The 16974-nt window shown below is 53.1% G+C and carries 17 protein-coding genes; 5 read left to right on the top strand and 12 right to left on the bottom strand.

Translation table 11 applies throughout. The features are described 5' to 3' along the window. Positions 1 to 31: 31 nt before the first annotated feature. Complete coding sequence (locus K3T83_RS47305) at positions 32 to 1162, bottom strand: epoxide hydrolase family protein (RefSeq protein WP_220210120.1); 1131 nt, start codon at positions 1160 to 1162, stop codon at positions 32 to 34. A 380-nt stretch (positions 1163 to 1542) separates the two neighbouring features. Here K3T83_RS47305 and K3T83_RS47300 point away from each other — a divergent pair, with 380 nt between their 5' ends. After that, positions 1543 to 1791: a hypothetical protein gene (locus K3T83_RS47300; RefSeq protein ID WP_220210119.1), complete on the top strand. Its 249-nt coding sequence runs from the start codon at positions 1543 to 1545 to the stop codon at positions 1789 to 1791. Here the strand turns inward: K3T83_RS47300 and K3T83_RS47295 are convergent. Both K3T83_RS47295 and K3T83_RS47290 read right to left on the bottom strand, forming a co-directional pair. Beyond that, positions 1788 to 2120 (bottom strand): YqfO family protein, encoded by a 333-nt coding sequence (locus tag K3T83_RS47295; protein WP_220210118.1) that lies wholly within the window; start codon positions 2118 to 2120, stop codon positions 1788 to 1790. The two genes, K3T83_RS47300 and K3T83_RS47295, sit on opposite strands and share 4 nt — an antisense overlap. 86 nt (positions 2121 to 2206) lie before the next feature. Then, entirely contained in the window at positions 2207 to 2611 is a 405-nt protein-coding gene (locus K3T83_RS47290; protein WP_220210117.1) for a winged helix-turn-helix transcriptional regulator, read from the bottom strand. Positions 2612 to 2732: 121 nt separating this feature from the next. On the opposite strand from K3T83_RS47290, the gene K3T83_RS47285 reads away from it, so the two are divergent. Then, a complete protein-coding gene (locus tag K3T83_RS47285; RefSeq protein WP_220210116.1) occupies positions 2733 to 3515 on the top strand; it encodes an SDR family NAD(P)-dependent oxidoreductase in 783 nt (260 codons plus the stop codon). Positions 3516 to 3674: 159 nt separating this feature from the next. Here K3T83_RS47285 and K3T83_RS47280 read toward each other — a convergent pair whose 3' ends face one another. The 4 genes from K3T83_RS47280 to K3T83_RS47265 all read right to left on the bottom strand — a co-directional run bounded on the left by K3T83_RS47280 (position 3675) and on the right by K3T83_RS47265 (position 7629). Beyond that, a complete protein-coding gene (locus K3T83_RS47280) occupies positions 3675 to 5762 on the bottom strand; it encodes a xanthine dehydrogenase family protein molybdopterin-binding subunit (protein ID WP_220210115.1) in 2088 nt (695 codons plus the stop codon). Further along, complete coding sequence (locus K3T83_RS47275; protein WP_220210114.1) at positions 5759 to 6751, bottom strand: FAD binding domain-containing protein; 993 nt, start codon at positions 6749 to 6751, stop codon at positions 5759 to 5761. Before K3T83_RS47275 ends, K3T83_RS47280 begins: the two co-directional genes overlap by 4 nt. Continuing rightward, positions 6748 to 7254, bottom strand: coding sequence for a 2Fe-2S iron-sulfur cluster-binding protein (locus K3T83_RS47270; RefSeq protein WP_220210113.1), 507 nt, complete (start codon positions 7252 to 7254; stop codon positions 6748 to 6750). Before K3T83_RS47270 ends, K3T83_RS47275 begins: the two co-directional genes overlap by 4 nt. A 120-nt stretch (positions 7255 to 7374) precedes the next feature. Further along, positions 7375 to 7629: a hypothetical protein gene (locus K3T83_RS47265; RefSeq protein ID WP_220210112.1), complete on the bottom strand. Its 255-nt coding sequence runs from the start codon at positions 7627 to 7629 to the stop codon at positions 7375 to 7377. Positions 7630 to 7725: 96 nt separating this feature from the next. Between K3T83_RS47265 and K3T83_RS47260 the strand changes: the two genes are divergently transcribed. Beyond that, positions 7726 to 8502: an SDR family NAD(P)-dependent oxidoreductase gene (locus tag K3T83_RS47260; RefSeq protein ID WP_220210111.1), complete on the top strand. Its 777-nt coding sequence runs from the start codon at positions 7726 to 7728 to the stop codon at positions 8500 to 8502. Between the two features lie 151 nt (positions 8503 to 8653). After that, positions 8654 to 10135, top strand: a complete 1482-nt coding sequence (locus K3T83_RS47255; protein ID WP_220210110.1) for a right-handed parallel beta-helix repeat-containing protein — start codon at positions 8654 to 8656, stop codon at positions 10133 to 10135. 131 nt (positions 10136 to 10266) lie between these two features. Here K3T83_RS47255 and K3T83_RS47250 read toward each other — a convergent pair whose 3' ends face one another. Both K3T83_RS47250 and K3T83_RS47245 read right to left on the bottom strand, forming a co-directional pair. Continuing rightward, positions 10267 to 10902: a hypothetical protein gene (locus K3T83_RS47250; protein ID WP_220210109.1), complete on the bottom strand. Its 636-nt coding sequence runs from the start codon at positions 10900 to 10902 to the stop codon at positions 10267 to 10269. 328 nt (positions 10903 to 11230) lie between these two features. Continuing rightward, positions 11231 to 12529 carry a substrate-binding domain-containing protein gene (locus tag K3T83_RS47245; RefSeq protein WP_220210108.1) on the bottom strand — a complete coding sequence of 433 codons (1299 nt, stop codon included), beginning with the start codon at positions 12527 to 12529 and terminating at the stop codon, positions 11231 to 11233. A gap of 319 nt (positions 12530 to 12848) precedes the next feature. Between K3T83_RS47245 and K3T83_RS47240 the strand changes: the two genes are divergently transcribed. Further along, positions 12849 to 13760, top strand: coding sequence for an LLM class flavin-dependent oxidoreductase (locus K3T83_RS47240; RefSeq protein ID WP_220210107.1), 912 nt, complete (start codon positions 12849 to 12851; stop codon positions 13758 to 13760). An 82-nt stretch (positions 13761 to 13842) separates the two neighbouring features. Here the strand turns inward: K3T83_RS47240 and K3T83_RS47235 are convergent, their stop codons facing one another. The 3 genes from K3T83_RS47235 to K3T83_RS47225 all read right to left on the bottom strand — a co-directional run bounded on the left by K3T83_RS47235 (position 13843) and on the right by K3T83_RS47225 (position 16911). Continuing rightward, positions 13843 to 15939: a GxGYxYP domain-containing protein gene (locus K3T83_RS47235; protein ID WP_220210106.1), complete on the bottom strand. Its 2097-nt coding sequence runs from the start codon at positions 15937 to 15939 to the stop codon at positions 13843 to 13845. A 331-nt stretch (positions 15940 to 16270) separates the two neighbouring features. Next, positions 16271 to 16618 (bottom strand): hypothetical protein, encoded by a 348-nt coding sequence (locus K3T83_RS47230; protein WP_220210105.1) that lies wholly within the window; start codon positions 16616 to 16618, stop codon positions 16271 to 16273. A gap of 23 nt (positions 16619 to 16641) precedes the next feature. Continuing rightward, positions 16642 to 16911, bottom strand: coding sequence for a hypothetical protein (locus K3T83_RS47225; protein ID WP_220210104.1), 270 nt, complete (start codon positions 16909 to 16911; stop codon positions 16642 to 16644). Between the last annotated feature and the right edge of the window lie 63 nt (positions 16912 to 16974).

Here is a 16974-nt window from a genome sequence, read left to right as displayed (position 1 = left end):
TACTCTTCCCAAATCTTTGACATGCGGCAGTTTATCGCAGGAGACGAAAGAAGGCGCGGATATCCTCAACCAATGCCTGTGGCTGCTCCAATGCGGCAAAATGCCCTCCCGCTTGCATCTCGGTCCAGCGTTGGATAGTATAGAGGCGCTCAGCGAGGGAACGAGGAGGCGCAGGGATCTCGTCGCGAAACATAGCTATCCCGGTGGGAACTGCGATACGTCCAGCATAGGCTGCATAACCCTGATGAGCAGTCTCATAGTAAAGACGAATTGAGGAGTTGATGGTCTGCGTGAGCCAGTAGATCATGATGTTCGTCAGCAGTTCATCCTTTGTGAAAACGCTCTCGATCTCCCCATCGCTCCAGGTGCGAAACTTCTCAACAATCCAACTGGCCAGTCCAACGGGAGAATCGTTCAAACCATATGCAAGCGTCTGGGGGCGTGTTTCGTGCAGATGGCTATAACCGGACTCATCCTGAATCAATTGCGCGCGCTGCTGGAGCCAATCGCGTTCTGCATCATTGGTCGCCTCCTGACTCAGGACCGCACGTGATGGCTGCATGCTGAGATGCATACCAATGACGGTCTCAGGAAAGGATCGACCGAGCGCTCCCGTGATGTAGAGTCCCCAATCGCCTCCGTGCGTAGCGAAGCGCTGATAGCCCAATTCTTGCATTAACGCAGCAAACACCTGCGCTATCCGGGCAGCGGTGATGCCTCGTACGTTCGTTGGGCCAGAGAAACCATAGCCGGGAAGCGAGGGCACGATAACATCAAAGGCTTCATCCGGGTTCCCTCCATAGCTGGCTGGATCAGCCAGGGGCGCGATGATCTTATACATCTCAAAGAACGATCCAGGCCACCCATGCACAAGCAGCAGCGGGATGGGGCGCGTTCCTTTTCCCCTGACATGCAGAAAGTGGAGATGTGTCCCGCCAATCTCAGCGGTATACTGGGGAAAGACGTTGAGCAACTGTTCCCAGGCACGCCAATCATAGGATGTACGCCAATAGTCCACCAACTGTCGCAAATACGCAAGGTTCGTCCCATAGTCCCAACTGGCATCTAGAAGCGAATCCGGCCAGCGCGTTCTCGCTAACCGCTGCTGAAGATCGATCAGGACTTCTTCGGCTATCTGTATCTGAAAAGGTGTATGGACCATGCAGCTTTTCTCCATTCTATGCACCATTCACTCAGTGATAATTGTTAATGTATTGATGCAATCGATAGACGTATAACGTTTGCATAGAATGACTATACCCAATCCGGCGACTCGCGTCAAGAGGGCGTCAATTCCTATTCCTCCCTCAGCATAACTTTCAACAAACCAATGATCCTCAAAGACGCCTTAGTTGCTTGAGGTGAAGCGCTGCTTCTCGTATTCCCGTATTATCACTAGAACAGGTTGCCTCAAACATCACAGGTGTATTGTTCTTGCTGAGCGCTTTTTTAGCGTTGGTTCGTTGTGGTGCGAAAGGAGCAATACACAGGCCACTCCGGTTTCATCAGGTCAATGTAGATCTATCTAAAAGGAGGTTCCCAGTGTCTATTCGGCCATCTCCTCTTTCATTGCGTCCAACAAAAACAGCACTGATCGTTATCTGTCTTGGCATTATCTCGATGTTGCTCCTATCAGCATGTGGCGGCGGAACGGCAAAGCAGAACTCCGCCGCAAAGCTTGTCATGGGTCAGGTAGGAGACCAGTATGTCAATAACTTTAATCCCTACGCTGAGGCTTCCGGCGGGCCACCCAATACTATGATCTATGAATCTCTGCCTGCTCTTTCCTAGAAGAGATGATTCGCCAAAGGGATGACATTGATGAGAGGCTCATCGTAGGGGTGGATTTGGCGAATGACTTTGAGCGCATCGGAGACATATTGCCGTTCGCAGCGGACTTCTACCTTACACTCTGTTCCTTCGGCAATTTCATCGATCCGACCCTGGAATGGTGACGCCCCCTCCAAAGGTCGCCAATACCCTCGAACGTTGGTAATCGAAAGGCAATGATCGTAGTTGCCCACCCGACCAGCATGCACCAGATGTAAGGCATCGCGCAAGCGCTCGATGTAGGGTTCAGGGATGTAAATCTCAATTTTGACTTCGTTGAATGATTCCATTCAGGTACTCCTTTTCCACTCCTTGTCGCTTGTCCATACGAGTATGGCCTTCTTTGCAGTTTAGCCAATAGCGGAAATGGAGGTGTTCAGTTCTTGTGAAAATCTTCTTCCTTATTTGCTTCCGAGTCGTTTTCTCTCATGGACTGAAACTGCGCAGTATAGATCCTGGCCCACTGTAACAGTTCCTGAAACGCTGATTGCAACATCTCGCCGAGAGGAGTGAGTGCGTATTCCACCGTTGGGGGCGAGGTCGGATAGACCGTACGGGTGACCAACCCCTCCTTCTCCAACTTCCGCAGCGTCTGTGTCACCATCTTCTGAGTACTCCCCCCTACCTGGCGTTTGAGCTGCATATAGTGCATGGGACCGTCTTGCAGCAAAAAGAGGACCTTCGGCGTCCACTTATCCATCACCATGTCCAGGGCCTGGAAGGATGGACACATCGTCCCCTCGTTCTCTATCTTTTGTGTAATGCTTCTACTCGTTTCCATAAAGTGCCTATCCTACTGGAAAGTGCCTTCTTGTGAGGCGCGGTTAGTTCTTCTACACTCTATTTTGACACATCTATGAGATGTTTGTCTTTTCCATAGAAATTAAAGGAGCTCTATCACTATGTCAAATCAACACATTATCCTGAAAGATCAAACCTTACAAGGTCGGGTTGCACTGATTACTGGGGCGAGCCGGGGCATTGGAGCCGCAACTGCCAGACTCTTTGCCACTCATGGCGCGCTGGTTGGTGTCAATTATCACCGCAGCGAACAAGAAGCGTTCCAGATTGTGCGGGAGATTGAGGCCGCCGGGGGCAAGGCACTCGCCGTTCAGGCATCGGCGGACGATCCACTGCAACTTGTGGCTATGGTCAAACGGGTAGAGGAGGAATTGGGACCAATTCACACGCTGGTCCTGAATGCCGCTCCCACGAAGCGCTTTGCCTTTGCCCCTTTCATCGATTTTGACTGGGGCGTCTTTCAGGATATGGTCCTTGGGGAACTGGCGGGTATCTACTTTCCCGCTCAGGTGGTAGCTCCGCTGATGATCCAGCGGAAACAGGGCAGTATCATCGCGGTAAGCTCTCCCCTCTCACGCATGGGCTGGCCAGGTACGCTTGCTCACGCCACTGGAAAAGCTGGAGTGGACGCAATGGCGAGGACGCTGGCCGTGGAGTTAGGTCCTCATGGTATTCGTGTAAACACCATTGCTCCTGGCGCAGTGAAGACCGACTCGAATCCGATGCCCAAAGAGGCGGAAGAGATGAATATACGCACGACACCTTTGGGTCGCGTTACCCAGGCGGAGGATGTCGCGGGTGCGATCTACCTCCTTGCGCTCGATGAGGCCGGGTTTATCAGTGGAAGCTACACAGCCGCCAGTGGCGGTCAGTTTCTAGAGTAGAGGCGTCAGGTCTTTACAGCGACAAAAAGATCATCATCGCCTCGTCTCGTGGCGGCATCTACAGTAGGGGCGATGGCTTGTCCTCGCCCCTACCATATTCATTGTGATAAATCGCGTATTCACGATATTTTATGGTTTTACCCTATAAATGGTAGTTTCTCATCCCAATAATTTATCAAGTGTGATAGGAAGATCGCGCACGCGAATGCCGGTGGCATGGTACACAGCATTGGCAATTGCCGCTGCTGTACCGACAATCCCAATTTCGCCAATCCCTTTAGCGCCCATAGGGTTGACATACGGATCATCTTCCTCGATCCACGAGACATCAATCTCGCCAATATCGGCGTTGGTCGCAATATGATACTCGGCGAAATCGTGATTCACGTAATCGCCAAAGCGGGGGTCCATCACACTCTGCTCATGTAACGCCATCGATAATCCCATCGACATGCCACCAAGCAACTGCGACCGGGCCGTCTTTGCGTTCATCATATGTCCGGCGGCAAAAACACCAAGCAGGCGCGGTACACGCACTTCGCCGCTGTCCTGATTGACGCGTACCTCTGCGAACTGCACGCCAAAGGCATGCATCGAGAACTGCTTTGCATAAGCATTCTCTGTGCTCTCCGCCACCACCTCCAGCCCCTCAGCAGGGATCGCCCCGCGCACTTCTTGAAGACGCTCACGCAGTTTGTGGGCCGCCTCCACAATCGCTGTGCCCCACGAAGCCGTTCCCATCGAACCACCAGCCAGAGATGCTTGCGGCAACGCCGTATCGCCTATTTCCAGATGCACCTGCTCGATAGGTGCATCCAACGCATCCGCCGCTATCTGCGTCAATACCGTCCAGGCTCCGGTTCCGATATCAGTGGCATCGATCAGCACCGTATAGCGCCCCTCGTGATCCACACGTATGCGCGCGCTTGACACACGGCGGCGGGTCGGATAGGTTGAAGCCGCAATGCCTGTCCCGACGCGCCAGCGTCCTTCGACCCAAACGCCCGGCCTGGGATCGCGTTGCTGCCAGCCAAAGCGCTGCGCTCCCTCCCGCAGACATGCAACGAGCCCACGACTGCTGAATGGATGGCCCGTTTCAGGATCAATCTCTGGTTCGTTACGAATGCGCAACTCAATGGGATCAATCCCGCACGCGTTTGCTAGTTCATCCATCGCCGATTCCAGCGCAAACATGCCGGGACACTCGCCGGGCGCACGCATCCAGGCTGGCACCGGAACGTCGAGCCGGGCAAGCCGATGCGTCGTTGCACGGTTTTCTGCCTTATACATCATGCGCGTTACTATAGCAGTTTGCTCGGCAAACTCCTGAATGGTGGCCGTCTGCTCAATGACATCGTGTGTTATCGCGCTCAACCGTCCTGTCTGATCAGCTCCCAGGCGCATGCGTTGAATCGTCGGGGTACGATAGCCCGCCACCGCAAACATCTGCTGCCTGGTCAGCGCCAGCTTCACGGGCAGGCCAACCTTCTGTGACGCCATTACCGCAAGCAAAACATGAGGGTGCGGCATCCCTTTTGAGCCGAAACCACCACCAACATACGGCGCAATGACGCGCACCTGCTCCGGCTCCAATCCGAACGCACGCGCTACGACATCGCGCACGGCATGCGCCCCCTGAGTTGAGTCGTATAAAGTCACGTCTCCGCTTTTCCATATGGCTACCGTTGCATGCGGCTCCATCGGATTGTTGTGATAGGCAGGCGTCGTATAGGTCTGGTCAATGACCACCGCAGCCTCACGTAAAGCACCCTCAATATCGCCGCTCGACGTGTCGGTCTCGTAGCTTGGATTGACCTTTTCGGGTTTATAGAGCTTGTTTGCATCTGGCGAGAGTTCGCTCTCATGTGGTTGCTCTTCGTACTGGACGACAACCACTCCGGCGGCATGCCGCGCTGTTTCTAAGGTCTCAGCCACCACCAGCGCCACAACCTGCCCACGATACGCCACCTGATCCGACTGCAACACCGCAAGATCTCCCTTTATCTCCGCAGAAAGGCGGGGCGAGTTCTCGTGAGACAACACTGCAAGAACGCCTGGAAGCGCCAGTGCCGCTTGAGCATCAAGAACAACCACTCGACCTTTCGCTATCGTGCTTTGCACCGGAAACGCATAGGCCACCTGATCGAGCGCGTGTTCATAGGCATAGGGAGCCGTGCCAGTCACTTTCTTTGGGCCATCGATACGGTTCAACCCGGCCCCAATGGCCTGCTTGCGAGAGATAATCATCGCGCCTCCTTATGAGTCAGATCAAGTAGTGTACGCACGAGGATGTTGCGTGCCAGCGGAGCTTTGAATGCATTGTCGCGCAACAATTGAGCATCGGCAAGCTCAGCCTCGGCTGCCTGACGAAACACCTCCTCAGTTGCAGGAGCACCGCGTAAGATGGCTTCGGCCTTTTTCGCACGCCAGGGAACATGTGCCACACCACCAAATGCCAGGCGAACATCTCGGACCACATCATCCACAACATCAATAGCCGCCGCGACCGAGACCAGCGCAAAGGCGTACGAAGCGCGATCTCGCACCTTGCGATAGTGCGAGCAAGCAGCAAACGACAGCACGGGGAGATCAACCGCCGTAATCAATTCGCCATGCTCAAGGGTCGTATCGCGTTGCGGCTCCGTGCCGGGCAAGCGATGGAAACCAGTTATGGGGATTGTACGCTCGCCCTGTGGCCCGACGACGCGCACGACGGCATCTAGCGCCACCAGAGCCACCGCCATATCAGATGGATGAGTGGCGATGCATGCCTCTGATGCCCCTAGAATCGCCAGATTGCGATGATATCCCTCGCGCGCCGGACATCCGCTCCCTGGCACGCGTTTGTTGCACGGTTTGGACACGTCCTGAAAGTAGACGCAGCGCGTGCGCTGCAACAGATTCCCGCCGGTCGTCGCCAGATTGCGCAACTGTCCAGATGCTCCGGCCAATAACGCCTGTGAAAGCATGGGATAACGGGTGCGAATCGTGTGATCCGCCGCCAGATCGCTATTGCGCACCGCCGCGCCAATGCGGATGGTCCCATCCGCAAGCGTCTCTACGCGGTTTAATGGCAGATGTGAGACATCGATCAACACCTGTGGCTGCGCCACCTCCAATTTCATCAAATCCACCAGATTTGTCCCGCCACCGAGAAAGGCTCCCGCAGGCTCCGCCGCGAGTTGAGCGATAGCCGCAGAAATATCGCTGGCGCGCTCGTAACGAAACGGTTTCATCGCTTGACCTCCGCGATAGCCGGAACAATATTTGCATACGCCGCGCACCGGCACAGATTCCCGCTCATCCGTTCACGAATCTCTTCATCGCTGAGTGGAAACTGTTCGGCACTTACATCTTCGCTTACGGCGCTGGGCCAGCCTGCCTCGATCTCACTCAGCATGCCCACCGCAGAGCAGATTTGTCCCGGCGTACAATATCCACACTGGAAGGCGTCATGCTCGATGAACGATTGTTGCAGCGGATGCAAATGCTCATGCTGAGTCAGTCCCTCAATAGTGATGATCTCTGCATCCTGACAGGCTATCGCCAGAGTCAGACAACTATTCACGCGCCGCCCTTCAAACAGCACCGTACAGGCTCCACATTGTCCATGATCGCACCCTTTCTTAGGGCCCATCAGCTCCAGATGCTCACGTAATACATCCAGCAAGGTTGTCCGCGTATCAAGAGAAAGCTGCCGGACCACTCCATTCACGCGCAAGGTAACGGGGGAATCCATATGTTCTTTAACTCCTTGTGTATTTTTTCCTTGAGAAAAAGCAACAACTGAGCAGATAGGTTGCGCCGCCCTTCAACCACGAAACCCTATCATACACACGCATCGTTCAAAGCATTGGTCTCACCAGCGCTTCTCGTGAACAGGCGTAGTCAAACAGGGCTTTCCAATGCTCCCATCCAGCGGGAGTGCAGAGGGCAGCAGCCCTTTGCCGGGGTGCGGGGTGTCCCCGCACAACCCTTTTTTCTTCTCTTTTGCGCGCGGCGCGGGAAGGAGGGAAGGAAACTGAGGACACCCCAGACCCCGGCAGGGAGACCCCTGCACCCCTTTGAGCGGAGAACTGGAAAGCCCTGCGTAGTCAAACACCTTCCTTGACAAGCCTGTCGCTCATTGCTTACGCTGAATATATCTGTGCCACAACGCACGTGACATCAGAGCGAATACCAACGCAAGCAGGTAGAAGGAGAAAAAACAATGAACGTTATGGAAAGGTTTCAATTGCAGAATGCTGTCGCCATCGTCACCGGAGGAGCGCGGGGACTGGGCAAAGCTATGGCAACCGCGCTTGCTCAGGCCGGCGCTCACATCGTCATCGCCGATAAAGATCTCGCCGAAGCGCGAACCACCGCACACGACCTGCAACATGAGGGGCAAGAAGCCATCGCCATTCAGGTCGATGTCACGCAGGAAGCGCAAATAGAGCAGCTTGTCGTCCAGGTCATGGACAAATTTGGCAAAATTGATGTGCTGGTAAACAACGCCGGCATCGCCTTGCACGTCAAGCTAGAGGACATGGAGGCGCAGGATTGGTTCAACATCATGAACGTCAACCTGAACAGCGTCTTCCTGATGTCCAAAGCCGTTGGGCGCATCATGATTCAACAGCAACGAGGCTCGATCATCAATATTTCCTCGATGTCTGGTATCATCGTCAACACTCCACAGTGTCAGGCCGCCTACAATACCTCCAAAGCTGGCGTCATTATGCTCACGAAGAGCCTGGCCGTCGAATGGGCGCAACATCACATCAGAGTCAATACAATTGCTCCCGGCTACATGAAAACCGAACTGACCCGCCCCTTCTTTGAAGGCAATAGCACAATGGTTCAGCAATGGCTCGATGCCACGCCCATGAAGCGACCGGGCACCCCTGACGAACTCGCAGGCATCGCCGTCTATCTGGCTTCGGACGCCTCTTCCTTCGCAACTGGCGGCGTCTTTGTGATCGACGGAGGGTATAGCGTGATATAATCTGCACCATTACCCAAAAAGTATTCAGATATTTGTCAGTATGTTGATACTGTTGCCTCGGTGGAGTTTATTCCCTCTTTCCCCCTTGTCGCATGTAATAAAAGCATTTATAATCAAGCTAGAAAAGCTGATACAACTCTGGAGACGTACAATGGAAAACAAACCGAGGCCTCAGTTACATCTGTTACTGCTTGCCTTGAGCATCCTCTTGCTCTCTGTCCTGATCATCCCATTCTTTGCCCCCGCTAGCTATGCCACCTCACATGAATTTACCTCACCCGAGCGGCATCATCCCTCCCCAACCACCACTGGCACTGGCACCAGCACACCATCCGAGACCCCGGTTGTTCCGCTTCCTACGCCTTCTTCTATTTCAGTTGCTCCACAACCATCTCTTTCCGATACGCCAGTCGTCACACTTCCCACGCCCTCTGATACCCCTGTTGTGACGCTTCCCACACCTTCAGATACGCCAACCGTCCCTTCTGAAACACCTACCGCCCCGACGACAACGACGGCTCAGCCCTACCCCCAGCTCTACCTGCCCACCACTCCTGCAAAAGCGACCTATTACGTCTCTCCTTCTGGCAGCGACTCCAACGATGGCTCGCAGAACAGCCCTTTTGCTACGATTCAAAAAGCCGTACAGGTGGTGCAACCCGGCAGTGTCGTGCATGTCCTGCCAGGCGTCTATACCCAGCCAATCACAGTCAAGACCAGCGGAACCGCCGATGCGCGCATCAGCTTTGTATCTGATACCCGCTGGGCAGCCCAGATCAAAACGAGCGGCAGCGAAGTTCCCTGGACAACACGCGCCGATTATATCGATATCATTGGATTTGACATCACCAGCGATGGGGCACGCGATGGAATGGTGAACTATGGCTCCTATACCCGCACACTTGCCAACCATATCCACGATATCCCCGGCAAATGCGACAACATCGGCGGCTCTGGCGTGACCGATAGCAACTATACTGCTCATGACAACGACCTCATCGGCAACGTCGTTAACAACATCGGCAGCACCTACCCAACCATGTGCCAGTATGTCCACGCCATCTACCACTCCAACGCACGGGGCCATGTTCTCAACAATATCGCCTTTCACAATGCGGGCGTGGGTATTAATCTCTGGCATGCTGCGACCGATACGGTGGTCGCTAATAATCTCGCCTTCGGCAATAAAGAACATGGCATCAGCGTCGGCACTGATACAGGCAACAACAATGGCAAAAAGGGCGACAACTTCATCGTCGCCAACAACATCAGCATCTTTAATTCGCTCCTGGGCATCCGCGAACGCACAGGTGTTGGCTCGCACGATCAGTTCTTGAATAACATGGTCTACGGCAACGGCGATGCTCCCTTCGGGGATGAAGGCTATAACTGGCCCTCGTCCTCCGGCAGCAAGGATGTCAACACCATTACGATCGACGTGCATTTTCTGCTCTATAAGGTAGATGGCACTGGTGACTATCATTTGCAACTGGGAAGCCCGGCTATTGATGCTGGCACCAACGTAGGAGCTCCTTCCTTCGATTACGACGGCAAGCCGCGACCCGAGGGAAAAAGCGACGACATCGGCCCCTTTGAGTTCCAGGCACCCACCATTCCGGTCTTACCCAATTAGAACCGCGCCCAGCAACGCAAGGGAACCGAATAGACGGCAGGTATCCACGGTGCCATCAAAAAATGCTGCGTAGAAATGGGGCCACTCTCCCAGGATAGAGGAGAATGGCCCCATTATCTCTCAGTTATCTTTTAATTGTACAGCTTAATAGTACATGTATTGTTTTTAAACATCGTCGTCGTATCAACCGACAGGCTGGAACTCGGATTGATGACGACTTTGACGGTTGTATCGGGCGTCGCATTGCCTTCGCAATCATCGAGCTTTGTGGCATTCGATGCCGAAGCTGGCCCCATCCACAGATCAACATGATTCGTGCCATGCTGACAGCCCTCTGGATCATCGTCTCCACATTGATCTTCCATGATGAAGTATTTTTTTACCAGAGGAACATAAATAATACTGCCAATGGGAAAGGTGGTCTTCAAATCCTTGTTCGGTGCCGCAAATGTGACGGGATCGGTATAGGTGCCTTTGCCCTCGGTGGCATGATTGTGCAACGTGGGGTAGCCATCACTCTTAGGATAGGCAATGTCCGCCGAGCCATGCTGGTTTTCCGTTTCCCCGGAGTTATCGTTGTACCCATACCAGGTTAACCAGACGGTGACATTCTTCTGCGTCCCATCACCGCTACGAACATAGCTCGGCGCGGCATGTGCCGAAGAGAGCGCTGTAAATGCCGTCAGCGCAATGGCGAGAGTTGCCGCAACGATCAGGCTCACACCAATCATAAGGGGTCGGCGCTTGCTTCCTGCTACGTTTTGCATCGATTCTTTCTCCTGTCTTTTCACAATCGTACATACTATCGACATGTTGACCATAAGTTACGACGCCTCACAGTGTACCGTTCGGTGTTGCTCGAATACACTACTGAATGAATATCACCTCCTTTCGCTCAGGAAGGCTGCATATGCCTCACTTATCGTGTTTTTGAGAAGAGATAGCCAGGAGGTACATGAATTGCAGTTCAGGCAAACATCCATAGTCGCCTGATCCCTGACTTCCCTGTCTTGTGCTCATCTTCTCAGGCAATACATGGCACTATTGCCTGGAAGAAATGAGAGCGCATCGTCCGCTCTCACTGGTTGTTGGTTCCTATGAAATAGTTGGCTTCGGCGACGGTTGCACTGCACTCTGATAGTTGGCCCCGCATGATTCACGTACCACCAGATGCGCTTGCAACTCTATATGCCGCGCCTGCTGACTGGATAGAGGTGCTTGTTGCTTGTCGATCAAGGAAAGGAGCAACGCAACGCTCTGCCGGCCCATCTCAAAATACGGTTGTCTCACGGTGGTAAGCGGCGGTCGCGCATAGGCGGATGGATGATCGTCATCAAATCCAACCAGCGCGACATCTCCCGGCACTGAGAGGCCAACCTCTTCGGCAGCCGCCAGTACCCCATAGGCCATCTGATCGCTGGCCGCGAAAATCGCAGTTGGACGCTTCTCTAGTGGAAGCGCAAAGAGATCTCTGGCACAGGCTCGACCGCTGGGTGGAAGAAAATCTCCTTCCAGCACAAGCCGTGGATCGGGCAAAATTCCCGCTTCCACCAGCGCGCGACAGTAGCCTTCATAGCGAGCATGCGATACAAGATATGAGGTTGGACCTTGAATATGTGCGATGCGCCGATGGCCGAGGCCGATGAGATGACGGACCGCCATATACGCGCCTTCGATATTATCGACCCCCACCCAATGCGTCATATACATTGCCTGATCATCAATCACCACAACTGGCACCCCCTGACGAGTCAGACTTGCCAATTTTGCCGTCTGCTGACCAGGAAAAATAGCGATCAGTCCAGCGCTGAGCGGACGAGCCAGAAAGCGATCAAACAACGCCCGTTCCTCGCTCTGTTCATATTCATCGCTCATACTGTACATCGCGATCGTATACGCGGAATGCTCGCCAATCCCTTCCACAATACCACGCGTTAGATCGGGAATCACCGACCAGACCCAACGCGGCAACAAAATGCTGATCGTAGAACAGGCAGAGGTTCCCACTTCTTGCGCACGAGGCAGCAATCCCTGCTCTTTCAAAATGTTCACCACCATCTCATGAAGCGCTCCCTCAACACTTGATTGTATTGGAGCATGGCTTGGATCACGTTCGCTCCGCTCTCTCTCCAGTGGCATCCCCAGATGATGAGAGGTTGCCGCTTGATCTGGAAACACGCGACAAAAATCGTTCAAAGAGCAGTTCAAGGCTGTGCAGAGCGCCTGCATGGTGGAAAGCCGTAACGCGCCAGGGACATTATTGAGCAACGAGGAGATAGCTTGCAGCGAGAGTTGCAGCCCGGCTTTTTCCTCAAGCAGCGCTTGCAACTCGGAGGGCCGATAAATCTGATATTTCACTGCAAGCCACTGTTTTAAATCCCACTCGATGGGCATCTCACTACTCCTGGCACAAGTTACAACAAATAAAACTTATGTATCACAAGTTTATTGTAACTTACACAAGTTTTATTTGTCAAGAGAGTGGGGAATTCAGGTGAAACTCTTGCAAGCGGCACTGAGGACAATTCGCCCCCAACCGCATGTAGGAGGAAAAGAGCAAGATACGAGAAGTTTTTGTCCTCTGGTAAGAGACCATGTCAATTGACAAATATGAATCTCCGCTTATACTTTTAAATGGTTGGTCCATTTTCTAGACTGACCGCCCACATATTTCTCCTATTTACCCGTTCCTAGCAACCAGAAAGAGACACATATGGCTCGTATTCAGTTTGGTTGGAATCTCCCATTTGAATGTGGCGATAGAAGCCGCACGGAACAGCTCTCCGCCTATCAACAGGGTCTGGATATCATCTCCGGCTATTTCACATCGGCCTGGATGGGCGATCACGTACAATTTGGTGAAAAGGCTGTGCTCGAAGCATGGACCGCTATGAGCTATCTCGCAGGACGTGCCCCAAACATTCAGTTTGGGCATCTCGTTCTCTGCCAGCTTTTCCGCAATCCCGCACTGCTGGCAAAAATGGCCGCGACTTTCCAGTATATGAGCGAAGGGCGCTTCATCCTGGGATTGGGCACTGGCTGGCATCAAGAGGAATGCGACTCCTATAACTTTGAATTCCCTTCCCCTGGCGCGCGCATTGAAGAGTTGGACGAGACGATACAGATCATCAAGGCACTCTGGCGCGAAGATCATGTCACCATTGAGGGCAAGCATTATAGCGTGAAAGATGCAAACTGCCAGCCCAAACCCGATCCCATTCCCCCCATCATGGTTGCCGCATTCCAGCCACGCATGATGCGTCTCACCGCCCGTCATGCAGACTGGTGGGTGACGCAGGGAGCAAATATCCCTAAAATCACCGCACAGGTCGAATCTTTAAATGAGGCATGCAATATGGTTGGACGCGATCCAGCAGGCATCAAACGCCTCCTACAAATAGGCTGTTATTGTGCGCCAACAGAAACGGAACTCACACAGATCATCGGCAACAAAGAGGTGAACCGGGACTGGTCGCTTTCGGGCACACCCGAACAGGTTGCAGAGCAATTCCGTCCATTCATTGATCTTGGTTTCGACCACTTTATTATTGATGTTAGCGACTTTCCTAGACTCACTACGCTGAAAACATTAGCGCACGAAGTATTACCTCTGCTCAATCGCTGATACCAACATTCAGAGGCGTCAAGGCAAAAGCAAGAAGGGACATGATCGCCAGCAACAGCGATCATGTCCCTTCTTTTCCTCTCTACTCCTCTGCTAAGGGCAATTTGTTTGCTTTGCGGAAGAGCTGGAAGTACTGGTCAGCACGCACAACGGAGTAATTGTCTCCAAGCTTCTGGGAGATCGCGGCTATGTCAGTTGGCGTCATGTGCCAGGCATCCACCAGAACCGAGATAAACAGGGGCGATTTCCCATCCCAGGAGGTGGCAAGCTGCTGGATCTTCTGGAGACCCCCATCCTGATTGCTGATTATCACCTGCGACGAGACAGGCAACGTTTTGTCAGCAATGACTGTCGTGCTGGTGGGATTATCGCCGCCATCGTTGTAGTAAAACAGACCTTGCAGGTGCATATCGCGATTATATGCCTGGATCACAGCAGGCTGCAATGACGGCGTGAGATCCAGCGCAAAGAGCATATTCATACCCGTTTTGCGCATGTAGGCTCCAGATTGGCTGAGATAGGCATCCAGGCTGCTCTGCGGCCAGAGCGACGGATAGAAATAGCCATTACCAGATGGTGCCGCGACCAACAGATCGTTCTTCGTGGCGGTTCGCTGATAGTAGCTCAGGATGAAGGGCGCGGCATCGTAGATAGCCGGATCAATGGACCAGTTGAGCGGGACGCTACCCCGTCCGGCATTATCCCAGAGCAACCGCATACGATGTTCATCGTACTGAATGTTATCCCCATCACTCACCGTAAAAGTCACATAAATCTTGTTTTGCAGTACAGGAACAGGCACGGTTCCAGGATGATTGCTAATCGGTGCGCGCACACCGGAAAAGACCGTCAGGTTGTGAAAGTAATCCGCAGCAAACACCTCAACGGCATGCTTTGAAGTGAGCGAGACGCCACTGCCTTCATTATCAAACCATCCCAGGTAGGGAGTGCCAGGCTGGACCGACGAGAGCAATTGCGTGAACAGCGCTGTCTCCTCCGTGTTCGCGGTGCGCAGCCAGAAGACCAGCGCACGATTCGCCACAGCATAATCCCTCAATAGCCCACCAACCACCATTTGCTGGTCAGAAGAAAGCGCAGGCTGGACGTTGGAGGCCGAGACGAGAAACTCGTTCCACATATCGACAGAGACGATGAATTGTTTGGTGCCTGCGGGCGGCACGAAGCGATAGATGAAATAGTTGCCACCATCGGCAAACCGGTGCATAGACGGGTTGCCGGAATCGCACTGGGAATTGCCGTGATCGGAAATGTACTGATCCTCCTGCGACGTGCAGGGAGTAAACTGTGCAACAACCTGCCCATCAGCCTTCGCTGTCACCTGAAGGACCGATGGTCCCCAGCCGTCCTGCGGATAGGCATCCTGGAAACGCAGATAGATGGCTGACCCGCCAAGATAGCTCGATAGATCCAGATCATACACCTTCCGATTCGAGCTGTCAGTAACCGGTTGCGAGACCTGCTGTACCGTCTTGAAGTTTTTCCAGTTATCGGGAGGGATCGTTATGCTTGTGCTGGAAGGTACGCCGATCAGCATGCGATGAGTCGTTTGCGGCCAGAGATTCTGGACCTCCCAGGTATAAGCATCGAGCGCTGTACTGAACTTCCCGCGTAAATCGTCCAGCACTCGCAGGTTATACGGTGCGGCCTCAAGCTTTGTCGCCAGATCCGGGCTGACCACCAGCCCATCGTGCAGACCAGCCAGCGTGACCGCCACATTCGAGCTATCCAGCAAGTTCGGATCGTAAATAATGACCCCTTTCACCTCACGAATATATTTCGTGACCACTTCCCAGGGATCTGCATGCACCACATAGGGAATTTTCATATCTTTGAGCCAGGTGTAAGAGTCTTCATCAGCCCCCGTCTGGAGCAGATAGACACGTGGCTCCTGCCGATTGACAATCCCTTCCAACGTCGAAAATGTAAGCGCCTCATCGGTTGAAGCCTGGCGCAAATCCACCACGTCCAGGGCGTGAGGCTGTGCAAATGTTGGTAAGACCTGGTTTTGCGGCCAGGAGATATTTCCATTCGTCACATTGTGTGTGGCCGCATATGTTGGGGGAGCAGAACTGAGGCAAGTCAGCCCCAGACTAAACAGGAAGAACAAGAGCAAACGTACACTTACAAATACAAACCGTCCGTGAACAATCTTTGACATGCGATTCCCTCCTCATAAACATTACAACAGGGTAGACATCCGTATCTCCCAGCCTCTCCACCAGCTACGTTATCGCTATTACAAGTGTACCCGGGTCACAATGAGCTGTACAATCAAAAAATGCGACATCTTCAGTAAGAAAATGCGACATACGCCTATTAAAGTAATATTAAAGCGTACATTTTATTGCCGAAAAATAAGCAAGTAATACTCTCCATGTATTTACTGAAGAGATAATATTGCTATAGTTATCAATTGCATATGCAAGATCGAGCAGCGTACCAATGGAGCACTATAGCTCCTGGGAAATCAGTCTTTCATCACGCGGCGGCTATACAATGGCGGTGAGTAAATGCTGATGAAGCCGCTCTAACGCTGGCAAGGCAATTTTATCCGCGCCCGCATCGCTTTTGCGCAACGTTGTATCGTAGCAGGCCACCGCTGCTTTGAGGGCAAAGAGTTCGCTCAGCCCTATGTTGAAACTCACGGTTAGCTCTTCCCTCTCACCAGCAGGCTTATTGTATGCCAAGAGCAGCGCGATCACTGTTTCCGGCAAGAGATATTCGCTGAGTTCATCGAGTGCGCACCATGCCTCGTTGAGTGCATCAACAAGCGGCGCCGCCCTTCTCTCGCCTTCTAGTTCTTTTTGTAGCCATTGAACGGCTTCAAATCTATCCATGTTCATCCTCCTCTACATTGCTGTTAGTCATATGGAAGTACGGCAATATCGACATCTGTAAGCACATATCGCTTGCTGCTGAGTTCCCACAGTCCATACAGAACTTGCATGGCAACCACCGGCTGCACTGTCTTGCCTTGCAGCGCCATCGCTCGTACGGTCTCAAGCCGCAACCGGGCCGCGCGTGCAAGGTGAACTGTACTAATATTGTGTTTGTTGAGCAGGTCTATGAGTCGCGGTTTTATGGTAACGGGGTGGAGATTTCGTTGTAAGTGTAGTGCATGCTGCGCCATCTCATAATCATCCCTTCTATTTCTCGGATGCACCATTGATAGATGCTAAGAAACCCCTTCGAG

The sequence above is a fragment of the Reticulibacter mediterranei genome (genome assembly GCF_016587455.1).
This window is presented reverse-complemented; position numbering and strand designations above follow the sequence as displayed.